Below are 11,246 nucleotides of genomic sequence, written 5' to 3' on the forward strand. Positions count from 1 at the left end.
GGAGAGCACGATGGCGGACAACGCAGCGGTGGCGGCAGAAGGATTGGTGGTGCGGCCTGCGCGGACGACCGATGGGCCGTTTTTGCAAAGTCTGTATCAGACGGCGCGGCCGGATCTGCAATGGATCGACGGCGAGCCGGAACAGGTGCAGCAACTGGTCGCGCAGCAGTTCCAGGTGCAGGAACAGGGCATGGGCGACAACTACCCCAACGCCATGCACTACGTGGTGGAAAAACTCGGCAGCGTCATCGGCGCGTTGAGCACCGATTTCGGCGCCAACGAGATTCGCGTGTTGTACCTGGCGTTCATTCCGCAGGCGCGCGGCCAGGGTTATGGCCGCGCCGTGCTGCAAGGCGTGCAGAAAGCCGCGCAGCAGATTCGTTGTCCGGTGGCAACGGTGGTCTGGACCAGCAATCCCCATGCGCGACGGCATTACCTCGCGCTCGGGTTTGCGGTTGAAGAAAGCAATCCGGCGGCGGAGCGACTGGTCTGGTATCCACAGGGCTAAATGATCGAATCCAGATCCAGCGTGTGCGGGGCGCCGATGGTATGCCCGTAGATGGACTTCAGCAGCGGATCATCGGTGGCGTGATCCGGGGCCATGGCGAGTTGCTCGGCAAGCAGATTCTCCGGGTGCGCTCGCCAGCGCGGCAGGCTTTCGGCGAGCTGATCGGCTTCCTCGGCCAGTGAGCCGTAGACATCCATTGCGCTGACGCGCTGGTAGCGGAACGACTCCAGACGCTGTCGGGTGGTCTGGATGTTATCGATCTCGTGGTTGATCGCAGCAATCACCGGTTGGCGCGTGCGTACATAGGCGTCTGGCCGTGCCGAAAGGTCGCGTTGCTTGCTGCGCAACTGCTCGGTGATGCGGGTCAGGGCTGAATTGACCCAGGCGAATTCGCGATCAGTGACCAGCGTGCGTTTCGCTTCATAAGCCTCCTGCCAACGCCTTAACGCCGCCCAGCACGCGGGCACGTAGCCGCCGACCATCAAGTGATTACCGGCATGGAAAATCTGCGAGAGCATATTAGGGCGATCCGGCAAGCCGTGTTGCATCTGCAGGGCGACATTGCAGGCGGCGTGCTGGGTGATGACATCGCAACCGGGCTGCCACAGGATCGAAGACGTCTGCTGCCGGCCGAACTCCACCGGCATCGCATGGCGCAAGGAACCATGGTGGGCGTAGGCTTCTCCCGTCCAGTTGGTGATGCCTGCCACGAACGTCGACAGGCCGACCGGCACGTTGACGAAAGTCAGCGCGGCTCCGGCACCGAACACGCCGGCCTTGGTGTTCATCCAGCTGCCGGGCACGCTGGGCACCGGGTCGTTGTGGTTGACCATGCGGTGGTGCACCAGATCGGCTGCGCCGGTGGTGAAGCGGGAGTCGCCGGCACGGGGGGCGCCGTAAGTGTAGAGGTGGATGGTGTAGTTGAAGTCCGCTCTTCGACGCAGCATTTCAGAGAGCAGTAGCGCGACGGCACCACCGAGGCTGTGGCCGCAAATCAGGAGTGTTTGGCCGGTATAAAACCTGTCGAGATAACTCACCGAGAAAGCTGCAGCTTTCTTGGCTGCCTGATAAAACCCTCGGTGCACTTTTCCTTCTCCCTCCTCAAACGGTACTTGCAGCGCGTCAGCATCGCGTAACCCATCGGCAACAATTTCGAAAGTGCCGCGCACGGAGATGAGGATCAGTTCGTCGTTGTGGGTGATGAAAGCCTGAGTGTCGGTGCTGTCTCCTTGGCCGATATCGTCGAGAAAGTGGACGCTGGCGGGGTGTTCCAGTTCGCCCTGTTGGTTGGGTCTGTTGACCGCATAGAGCACTGGATCGAATGGCACGATCTCCAGGCGTTTCGAATAGGGCACATCCTCGTACAATGGGTAATAGGCTTTGGTTTGCGCTGAGTCGACTTTCCACAGTTCATCGAACTTGGCCAGCGCATCGCCAAACCAGCTGCCGACGCTTGGCTGCAATGGGAATGCGACGCTCAGGGTCTCGGCGGATGGCACCTCGGGTTTCTGCCCAAACGGGCAGTAGCTCAACGTGGCCATCAGCGCCAGTTGATACAGGTTGAGCGCGCAGAACTCCGGGGCGCTCGACAGCATTGGGCGCAAGGCGCGCAGTGGCCGTACCTCGAGTACGGTGTGCTGGTTGGGCGTAATGGCTACGCCAGTTTTGCCGTGCTCGCCCATGACCGCAGCGCATCCGGAATCGACGGGGAAAGAGCGATAGACTTCTGGCGGCAGATGCGCGGCGTGCCTGACCAGATGGCGGACCTCGACCTGAAAGAAGTTTGCGGCACGGTCCAGATTCGGCTTTTCGCGGGTGCGGCTGGCATTTGGATTGATGTATCGAGTTTGTTCGGCGCGGACCTGGAGTTCGGTGATTTTCAGTGGGTAGTGAGGTCTTTCCATTGCCCGGGTATACACCTTCTCCGGCCCCTCGTATTTCTGATCAAACAATAATGAGACCGGCCCAGCAAAGTGGTTCTCCACTTTACCGGTACCGGTTGCATCCAAGTGGCCTTTGTATTTCATTCCTTCCGAATCAGTAGCTTCATAGGTCAATCCTGCGTAGGGCTCACCCGAGCCGAACTCGTCAACTAACTGAAAGCTGGTCTCGTAACCTCCCGCCGGGCAGGACAAAGAGCGACTACCCAGCGGTGATTGCAGTTCTTTTTCCAGTGACGTCATGTCGAGGCTCCTTATTCCGTACAATCTGGATAAATGGTGCATATACGCCCATCGACCATTTTGAATGTGCTGAAATCGGTGTGATTACCCCTGCAGAATGCGTCCTGGTCTTCAAAGTTTTCGCCCAGACAACGCTTCCAGCCATTCGGCACCTTGACCCATGTGTCTCCCCAAGCGGGCCGCTCTTCCTTATCCAATCTGATTCTCATGCGCACGGTTTTTCCCGGCAGTTGATCGAGCGTGTAGGCGCCGAAGGCTTTACCCGTCCTTCTTGTTTCCTGCGGGTCGGATTCTTTGCAGTCGAGGAGTTTCACGATGCGTCGGTTTGGCCCCATAGTGCGAAACCACCACTGGCACTGACCGTAAAAGGTGTGTTCGCCGTCCGCGTTGAAGGTGTTCCGGAACGGCTCATCCAGCTCGCTCAGGTCATTGCGAACGAAGACCATGGCTTCGTCGCCACTGATGTCGCTCCAGTCCTTGCCGTATGCCGACTTGATTTGCAGCGCAATTCGCTTGATCACCAACGGGCACCCCTTGCGGGTTCGGCGAATGGTGATTTCCGCATTAGGCTTGTATTCGGTGCGCCATTGGCTGTTGAACACCGGCGCGATGTTTTCGCGGCGGTCGACGGTGCAGGTTTCGCCTTTTTCCGGGCCGTAATACACCACTGCGACGTAGGCGAAGTCCGGCGGCAGATCGGCGGTGAAGGTGAAGGTGTTTGGCGGGTGCTTGGCGCAACTGGCGAGGAGTGCGAGACCGCAACCTGATGCCAACATGCGCAGTGTTCGGGAAGGTTTGCTTGGTTCTTTTTTCGATGACGTCATGTCGAGAATTCCTTATTCCGTGCATCCGGGATAAATGGTGCAAGTACGCCCATCGACCATTTTGAATGTGCTGAAGTCCTTATGATTTCCGTAACAAAAGGCATATTGATCTTCAAAGTTGTCGCCCATACAGCGCTTCCAGCCGTTCGGCACCTTGACCCAGGTGTCGCCTATGGATGGTTCTTCTTCCTTATCTAATCTGATTCTCATGCGCACGGTTTTGCCCGGCAGTTGATCGAGGGTATAAGCGCCGAAAGCTTTGCCCAGCCCTCGTGTTTCCTGCGGGTCAGATGCTTTGCAATCAAGGAGTTTTCGGAGAATGCGGGGCTTGCCCATGGTGCGAAACCACCACTGGCACTGACCGTAAAAGGTGTGTTCGCCGTCCGCGTTGAAGGTGTTCCGGAACGGCTCATCCAGCTCGCTCAGGTCATTGCGAACGAAGACCATGGCTTCGTCGCGACTGAAATCACCTCGGGTTTTTCCATAAGTCGCATTGATTTGCAGCGCAATCCGCTTGATCACCAACGGGCACCCCTTACGGGTTCGGCGAATGGTGATTTCCGCATCTGGCTTGTATTCGGTGCGCCATTGGCTGTTGAACACCGGCGCGATGTTTTCGCGGCGGTCGACGGTGCAGGTTTCGCCCTTTTCCGGGCCGTAATACACCACTGCGACGTAGGCGAAGTCCGGCGGCAGATCGGCGGTGAAGGTGAAGGTGTTGGGCGGATGATTGGCGCAACCCGCCGCCATTCCCAAGCCCCCAAGCAACAACATGCCGCGCAATAGCCAACTCATAGCGGCTCCTCGCCCTGCCAGAACGCCGACAGTCGAAATACCCGCTCAAAATGCTCATCCGGGGTTTCCTCAGCCTTCGTCTGCCAATGGGCCGCGAGGCTGTAGTCGGTGGCTTGCAGGCTCTGGGCCAGCAAGAACTGCAGTTGCGCCGGTTGCTTCCAACCCCAGATTTCGGCCTGCATCACTTGCTCGCGTAGCCAAGCGTCCGGCGCCTGCCTGGCGGCGAGTTGTACGTAGGCCGCGAGGTGTTCCGCCAACAGGTAGCGATGGGCGTTGGCCAGGCGAATGTCTCGGCTGTGCTCGGCGGACACTGGCAGTTGCAGCCACATTGGCTGTTGCGGTAGCGGGTGCGTACCCGGCGTCGGGTTGTCGAGGCTGTGCCAGTGCGCGCCTTGCCAGTAACACACGCTGATGGCCGGGCCGAGATAGCCCGGCACGGCCTCGGTGGGCAAGTGCGCCAGTGCGCGGGCGAGCACGCGGTTATCGTGAAAACGGTACAGCGCCTGATGCGGACGAACGCCGACAAGCAAGCGCTCGCGCCAATGTTTGACCAGCGTCGACAGCCCACCGGGGGCGATGCTGGCGAGCCAGCCCCAATGACTTTGCGGTCGCGTGAGCAAAGCATCGAGGAGGCGCTCATCCGGCGGTTCGACAGTGAAGATGAAGGGCCCGGCATCGGCCAGATCGGCCACCGCGGTTTCTCCATAAACGCTCAGGTATTGGTCATACCTCAAGCGCGTGATCAGCGCTTGGCGCAACTCACGCTCATCCTCTGAGTCGAGCACCAGACACACCGCGTGGCCAAGACGTCGTTGCCCGGCCAGCCACTGCTGCACGGTTGAAGGGCTCATGCGGCGGCTCCTTGTGTCGGGCAAAGTCCCGCGCGGCATGCCTCGCAGAGCGGGCAGAATTCGGCATCCAAGCGTTTGCTTTGCGCCAGCAGACGGCGTTGGCTGATCGCCAACACCAATGGCAGTTGCTCGGGGGGCAACAGCTCGTCGTTGCCGCTGGGCATGGCCGAGGCGAGGGCGGGCGCTGGCACGGGCGCGCCGCCGATCTGGATCGCGCTGCTGCTGAAAATGCCACCGTGGCCGATCACCAGGTGCTGGCCGCCTGAACTCAGGCTGATGCCGGCAGCGGCTTCAATAATCACGTGGACACCGGCCTTGATATGGATGCTCTGGCCGGCGTCGACCGCGATGACCTGATCGACGCGCTGCTGACGGTTGCCGGCAATGTGCAAATAGTCATTGGCATTGAGCCGGGTCTTGCGGTCGCCAGCGACGGTGCGCTGCTCTTCAGCCTCGAACACGCTGACGCTGTTGCCCTTGATGGTTTCGTGGCGGTGGTTGCCGACGTGCAGATGGCTGTCGCGTTCCACCCGCTGCTGCATATCTCGCTGGGCGCGCAGATAAATCAGTTCACGGCCGCTGCGATCTTCGACATGCAGCTCGTTGAAGCCGCCGCTGTCGGGCGAACTGCGCGAGCGGAACACGCTGCGGGTCTTGTGCTCGGGCAGTGCGTACGGCACCGGGTTGGCGCTGTTGGCGAGGCAACCGATGATCACCGGCTGATCGGGATCGCCTTCGAGAAAATCCACCAGCACTTCCATGCCGACGCGCGGCAGGATGACGCTGCCGTGTGCGTTGCCGGCCCAGTTCGACGCCAACCGCAACCAGCAACTGCTGTTGTCGTCGTGGCCACCTTCTCGGTCCCAATAAAACTGCACCTTGACCCGGCCGAAGGCATCGCAATGGATTTCTTCGCTGGCGGGGCCGGTGACCACGGCGGTCTGGCAGCCCATCATCCGCGGTTTTTTAAAGTGCAGTGGCGGCCGGTAAATCACTGCCCATGGCGTGGCAACAAAACGGTTTCGATAGCCCTGCACGAAGTCATCCGTACTGCTGATTGATTCACTGCCAAGGGTTTCTTCCAGCACTTGTGGCTGGCGCCCTTCGTGAGTGACTTTGGTCAGTAGCCAGAGGTCATTCCATTCCACGCAGCTGTGTTCGGACAGCGTCAGGAAATGCCCGCACACCAGATTCGCCTGATCGCTGCGACCCTTGGCTTGCAGGTAGTCGGCGCGGTGTTGCTCCAGCGCTCGATGGGTCAGCAGTTTGCCGCGCTCGGCGTCGCTGAAACGCCCCGGGTAACGGTAGTCTTCGAGGTCCGGTTGCGGGTGTGCGCTGGCGGGTTTGTGCGTGGATTCCAGCACAATGCGGGTCTTGCGAAAGTCGTTGTCGCGGCGCGCGGTGCGGCTGGTGCGGGTTTTCAGTCGCACCTTGAAACGCTTGATCACTGGGCCCTCGGCTTGCAGGCCGCGCTCCTGTTTGTACGGGGTGGGCCGCTCGAGGATGGGGAACACCGTCTGGTCGTCGCCAAACACCAACAGGTGATTTTCGCGGCTGTGGCGGAAGTGATAATGGATACCTTCCTCCTGGCACAGACGCTGGACGAAATGCAGATCCGACTCGGCGGTCTGCACGCAGTATTCTCGCTTGGGATATTTGGCGCCGAGGTGAAACTGGTAGACGTCGGCCTGAATGCCATGCTCCTGGAGGATGCGCGCGATGATCTGCGGCACCGTCAGTTGCTGAAAAATGCGTTGATTGAAGCGATGAGCCAGCTGCGCCAGACGCGGCACCAACGTCAGGCTGTAATGGGTCAGACGTTTGCCGGCATCGCCGCGAGCAATACAGTCGATGACCCCATGCATGCCGTGGCCTGCGGTATCGAAAGCCAGATAGGCCGGCTGGTGCAGAAGGCTTTCGAGGCGCAGGTCGGCCCTTTCGCTGACCAGTTCAACATCGATGGCGTAGGGCTGGCTGATCGATTCGCTGCCGCTGAACGAGGCGACCTGCAGGTCGTGTTTAAAGTTGTGGAGCGTGAGACTGAAACGAGCGCTAGCGTCGAACATCCATTGTTCCTTGTCCTGTGACGGGGCACAGGCTCCTCGACGTCGATGCAACGCTGGCGATAGACCGTCCATGGTCGAATCGCAGCAAAACGTTCTGGAGCCGGGTTCAGTGCCACGCTAACAAGGTCATCATGGAATTGATGTCAGACGCTTCCCAAAATGCAGTTACAAAAAATCAACAGGTTGTACAAGGTCGTGTGCTGGAAGGGGGCCGTCAGTTAAAGGTGATGTGGAAGTAAGCCAGCTCCGGCGGCCGCCCCATCGGCGGTACCCGCGACACGAAGATGCCGTCCACTCGCCCCAGTTCAGGCAACTCCAGGGCACATGACCCGTCGACAAATTCAGTCGCTTCCAGACTGCTCAATTCGACGCTGAACGGCATGCGCTCGCTGTAACGCATTTGCGCCAGAGGTTTCTCCGCGAGTTCGTCGATGTGGATTTGTAACTCAGTGCCATCGGGCAAATGCAGGGTGCCGATCCGCCCCAGCAATGCCTGGAAATGTTGGCTTTGAACCGTTTGCAGCATGTTCTCGCTCCGCCAAGGTTGGAAACCGGGGGAGGTGGCTCCCCCGGCGGTCAGTCAGTTACGCGATGGGAAGATGCCGTTCAGCGCGATGCTGAAGTTGAGCACCAGATACGGGTTCATGATCGGCAGCGGCAAGCCGTTGCCGGTTGGCGAGATCGTGCCGCTGATGGTGGTGGCCGCGCCCTTGAGCGGAACGGGCGAAGCGCCCTGAGCATCGGAAAAGATATTTGCCAGACCCGGCCCGGTGCCCGACGCACCGATGTAAGCGTTGGTCGCCGTCGGCGCGCCCGCCGGATTGCTGGCCGGGTTGGCCAGTTGCACGGTAGTGGTGGCGGTAAGGCCGGCGAGGGTGTGGGTGTGGTTCGGCAGGTTGTTGAGGGTGGCAGTGACTTGTTCGGCGCCGGAGATTTCTCCCATGACTCTCGGCGTCAGGCCGCCGCCGTTGCCCTGGCAGATCGGCATGCGGCTTTGCAGGTTGGGGAGCCCGAAAGTGACAGTGCCGTTGCCTCCGTAAACCGTACCGAGCAATGCAAACAGCGCCTGGTTCTGGTTGATTCCGATGATCTGACCGTTGCACAAGGCCCAGCCGCTGGGCGCATAGTTGAAAGCAAACGTCAGAACAGTGCCCATGTAAACGTCCATAAAGTCCTCATCCTTCTGATTGGTTGTCGGCGGGCCGCTAGTGGGTTCAGGCGGTTGCTATTGCCTTGGCACTCCGTGGCCAGGTCACGCCACGCCAGAGCGTAGACGCGGATTGGCAAGGTTGCCGGATGTCGTGAAGTCGCAAATCGGCATCGACGGTGCTCCTGCGCCTGACCTAGAGTGACTGGCAGGCTCGGGCTCATACAGGCGTGGTGTCGTGGCACGGCAAGAGGCAGCAATGGCGGTCAACAGAGTGACACCAGTGGGCGACACACAGGATCCGCACGCGACGCCGGGTCCGTGGTTTGCCCGCTTGCGCCTGATCCGCTGGGCCAGAGAACACTGGCTGCTGCCGATTCTGTTGTTGGCCGCTGCCGTACGCTTTTACGATCTGACCGCCGCGGCGATCTGGGGCGATGAAGGTTCCAGCCTGTTGCTGGCGCGCTATTCGTTGGCCGATATCTGGCACCACGCGGCGTTCGATGTGCACCCGCCGCTGTACTTCATGCTGTTGCATGGCTGGATCGAGTTGTTTGGCGATGGCATTTTTGCCATCCGCTGCCTCAGCGCTCTGGCAGGCCTCGCGGCGGTCGGGATGGGCGTCTGGCTGGTGGATCGCCTGGCCACGCGCCGCGCGGCGATCCTCGCCGGTCTGCTGCTGGCACTGTTGCCGACGGCGGTGCGCTACAGCCAGGAAGTGCGCATGTATTCGCTGCTCGGCCTGCTGTTGATCGCCGCGACGCTGGCACTGGCCTACTGGATCCGCCGGCCGCAGCGTCATCGCTATCTGGTGGTTTATGCGCTGCTGATGACGGCGGCGCTCTACACCCATTACTTCGCCGTGCTGGCGGCGCTGTGTCACTGGGTTTATCTGGCGCTGATCCGGTTTCAGCGTGGCTATCGCTTGCGGCATATCCAGCACCCGGGCTGGTGGCTGGCGAATCTGGCCATTGCTGCGTTGTACCTGCCGTGGCTGCCGAACCTGCTCGATCTCACCCAGCACATGGAACAACTCAAGGTCGGTGGCGATGTCGGCTGGGAAGACCCGGTGACGCTGACGTCGTTGCCGTCGATGGTCTGGTCCTGGTTGATCCAGGATGACGGCGAACACCTGCCGTTAGTGGTGTTCGGCGCGTTGCCGCTGGCGTTGTTGCTGCTGACGGCGGTGGCGGTGCTGCGAGATCGCAGCGTGTCGCGCGGCAGTGTCCTGTTGACGTTGTACACCGGCTTACCGCTGTTGCTGGTGTTTGCGGTGTCGTTCATCACGCCGGTGTTCATCGAGCGCTATCTGACCGCTTATGCCCTCGGTTTGCCGCTGTTGGCGGGGCTGGCCATCGACCGCTTGTACAGCCGCGTGCGAGTTCTCGCGTTGGCGGTGCTGGTGTCGTTGCTCGGGGTGGAAATGGTTGGCCTGAATAACAACGCCACGGTCGACAGCAGTGATCAGTTCGATCGCGTGGTGAATTACGTCAATCAGCATTTCCAGCCCGGTGATCGCATCATCACCAGCGACATGCTCTGGTACTTGAGTTACGTCTACTACGATCGCACCGGCGCACAGGTGCGGCTGTACACGCCACCCGCTGCGGATGGCCGCTCGACGCGGCCGAATCAATATGGTTTCGGGACGCTGGTCAGCGACGATGTCTACCTCGACAGCCTTGCAGAGGTTTCCGGCAATGCCCGCATTTGGCTGGTCGGCACCCAGGATGACCCGGCAGAGTTTGCACCGTTGCCCGCCACTTGGCAGATCAGCGCGCAGGTTCATGCGGGCGGTGTGCAAGCGCGCTTGCTCACCCGAAACCCATAGCCGACTAGCGGTTGTGGAGACTAAAACGGTTCACCTTCAAATTCGCGATTAAAAATTAACTGGTTAGTTCTTTTTGCTCTTGATTGATATCAAAACACTACTAGTCGCAGGGTGGTTGTTGGACTACGCTCTGTCGGACAAATGGACTTTTTTTGATCAGGGTGAAGGGATTGCAGCAGTTCCACTTTATCTCCGGCTTGCCGCGCTCAGGCTCCACCCTGCTTTCTGCCATTCTTTTGCAGAACCCGCGCTTTCATGCCGGCATGACCAGCCCGGTCGGATCGCTGTTCGCCAGTGTCCTGGAGCAATGCAGCGCCGGCAGTGAATACGGCGCTGTGATCGACACCGACATGCGCCGTCGCCTGCTGCGCGGTCTGTTTGACTCCTTCTATGCCGACAAGGCCGACAAACCGGTGGTGTTCGACACCAACCGGCAGTGGAGCTCGCGTCTGCCGGCGCTCAACGATCTGTTTCCCCAGGCCAAAGTCATCGCCTGCGTGCGCAATGTCGCCTGGGTGATGGACAGTCTCGAACGGCTGTACCGCGCCAATCCCTTTGAAAACACCAAATTGTTTGGCGATGCCGTCGAGCGCAACACGGTGTACAGCCGTTGCGAAACCCTGGCGCAGCGCAATCGCCTGGTGGGTTTTGCCTGGGCAGCGCTCAAGGAAGCCTATTACGGCGAGCACGCCGACTCATTGCTGATCATCGATTACGACCTGCTGACCCAGGCGCCGGAGCGCGTGCTGCGGCTGGTCTACGAGTTCATTGGCGAGCCTTGGTTCGAGCACGATTTCGAGCATCTGGCCTATGACGCGCCGGAGTTCGACCAGGGCCTAGGCCTGGCCGGCCTGCACAAGGTCAAACCCAAGGTTGCCTTGCAGTCACGGCGCACCATCCTGCCGCCCGACCTGTTCAAGCAGTACGCTGATTTGTCCTTTTGGCTCGATGGCTCAGCCAGCGCCGCCAATGTCATTCGTATGAAGTCCGACGCCGCGATCAGTTGATCGCGGTGTTTTCATTGATGCCTTACGTACCTTC

At 60.2% G+C, this 11,246-nt stretch carries 10 protein-coding genes; 3 read left to right on the forward strand and 7 right to left on the reverse strand.

Translation table 11 applies throughout. The features are described from left to right. Positions 1-10 precede the first annotated feature (10 nt). Positions 11-508: a GNAT family N-acetyltransferase gene (locus ACZZ0G_RS12550; RefSeq protein WP_463556336.1), complete on the forward strand. Its 498-nt coding sequence runs from the start codon at positions 11-13 to the stop codon at positions 506-508. Here the strand turns inward: ACZZ0G_RS12550 and ACZZ0G_RS12555 are convergent. The 7 genes from ACZZ0G_RS12555 to ACZZ0G_RS12585 all read right to left on the reverse strand — a co-directional run bounded on the left by ACZZ0G_RS12555 (position 505) and on the right by ACZZ0G_RS12585 (position 8,395). After that, positions 505-2,691, reverse strand: a complete 2,187-nt coding sequence (locus ACZZ0G_RS12555; RefSeq protein WP_463556337.1) for a lipase family protein — start codon at positions 2,689-2,691, stop codon at positions 505-507. The genes ACZZ0G_RS12550 and ACZZ0G_RS12555 overlap by 4 nt on opposite strands. Positions 2,692-2,702: 11 nt before the next feature. Next, positions 2,703-3,515 carry a hypothetical protein gene (locus tag ACZZ0G_RS12560; RefSeq protein ID WP_463556338.1) on the reverse strand — a complete coding sequence of 271 codons (813 nt, stop codon included), beginning with the start codon at positions 3,513-3,515 and terminating at the stop codon, positions 2,703-2,705. A 12-nt stretch (positions 3,516-3,527) separates the two neighbouring features. Further along, the gene (locus ACZZ0G_RS12565; protein ID WP_463558850.1) at positions 3,528-4,289 is read right to left on the reverse strand and encodes a hypothetical protein; all 762 of its coding nucleotides are present in this window, start codon (positions 4,287-4,289) and stop codon (positions 3,528-3,530) included. 17 nt (positions 4,290-4,306) lie between these two features. Next, positions 4,307-5,161 carry a DUF4123 domain-containing protein gene (locus tag ACZZ0G_RS12570; RefSeq protein WP_463556339.1) on the reverse strand — a complete coding sequence of 285 codons (855 nt, stop codon included), beginning with the start codon at positions 5,159-5,161 and terminating at the stop codon, positions 4,307-4,309. Beyond that, positions 5,158-7,227: a type VI secretion system Vgr family protein gene (locus ACZZ0G_RS12575; RefSeq protein ID WP_463556340.1), complete on the reverse strand. Its 2,070-nt coding sequence runs from the start codon at positions 7,225-7,227 to the stop codon at positions 5,158-5,160. Before ACZZ0G_RS12575 ends, ACZZ0G_RS12570 begins: the two co-directional genes overlap by 4 nt. Positions 7,228-7,441: 214 nt before the next feature. After that, positions 7,442-7,753 carry a DUF6916 family protein gene (locus ACZZ0G_RS12580; protein ID WP_463556341.1) on the reverse strand — a complete coding sequence of 104 codons (312 nt, stop codon included), beginning with the start codon at positions 7,751-7,753 and terminating at the stop codon, positions 7,442-7,444. 54 nt (positions 7,754-7,807) lie between these two features. Beyond that, positions 7,808-8,395 carry a phage tail protein gene (locus tag ACZZ0G_RS12585; RefSeq protein WP_463556342.1) on the reverse strand — a complete coding sequence of 196 codons (588 nt, stop codon included), beginning with the start codon at positions 8,393-8,395 and terminating at the stop codon, positions 7,808-7,810. A gap of 238 nt (positions 8,396-8,633) precedes the next feature. Here ACZZ0G_RS12585 and ACZZ0G_RS12590 point away from each other — a divergent pair, with 238 nt between their 5' ends. Both ACZZ0G_RS12590 and ACZZ0G_RS12595 read left to right on the forward strand, forming a co-directional pair. Further along, positions 8,634-10,205, forward strand: a complete 1,572-nt coding sequence (locus tag ACZZ0G_RS12590) for a glycosyltransferase family 39 protein (protein ID WP_463556343.1) — start codon at positions 8,634-8,636, stop codon at positions 10,203-10,205. 161 nt (positions 10,206-10,366) lie between these two features. Beyond that, on the forward strand, positions 10,367-11,212 hold the full coding sequence (locus tag ACZZ0G_RS12595) for a sulfotransferase family protein (protein ID WP_463558851.1): 846 nt from the start codon (positions 10,367-10,369) through the stop codon (positions 11,210-11,212). Positions 11,213-11,246 lie beyond the last annotated feature (34 nt).

This window comes from Pseudomonas sp. AC169 (assembly GCF_979258515.1).

Bases quoted from the DNA above. Each gene is read 5' to 3' on its own strand.
- ACZZ0G_RS12580 (WP_463556341.1), bottom strand. From the start codon at position 7,753: ATGCTGCAAACGGTTCAAAGCCAACATTTCCAGGCATTGCTGGGGCGG.
- ACZZ0G_RS12560 (WP_463556338.1), bottom strand. From the start codon at position 3,515: ATGACGTCATCGAAAAAAGAACCAAGCAAACCTTCCCGAACACTGCGC.
- ACZZ0G_RS12575 (WP_463556340.1), bottom strand. From the start codon at position 7,227: ATGTTCGACGCTAGCGCTCGTTTCAGTCTCACGCTCCACAACTTTAAA.
- ACZZ0G_RS12585 (WP_463556342.1), bottom strand. From the start codon at position 8,395: ATGGACGTTTACATGGGCACTGTTCTGACGTTTGCTTTCAACTATGCG.
- ACZZ0G_RS12550 (WP_463556336.1), top strand. From the start codon at position 11: ATGGCGGACAACGCAGCGGTGGCGGCAGAAGGATTGGTGGTGCGGCCT.
- ACZZ0G_RS12590 (WP_463556343.1), top strand. From the start codon at position 8,634: ATGGCGGTCAACAGAGTGACACCAGTGGGCGACACACAGGATCCGCAC.
- ACZZ0G_RS12565 (WP_463558850.1), bottom strand. From the start codon at position 4,289: ATGTTGTTGCTTGGGGGCTTGGGAATGGCGGCGGGTTGCGCCAATCAT.
- ACZZ0G_RS12570 (WP_463556339.1), bottom strand. From the start codon at position 5,161: ATGAGCCCTTCAACCGTGCAGCAGTGGCTGGCCGGGCAACGACGTCTT.
- ACZZ0G_RS12555 (WP_463556337.1), bottom strand. From the start codon at position 2,691: ATGACGTCACTGGAAAAAGAACTGCAATCACCGCTGGGTAGTCGCTCT.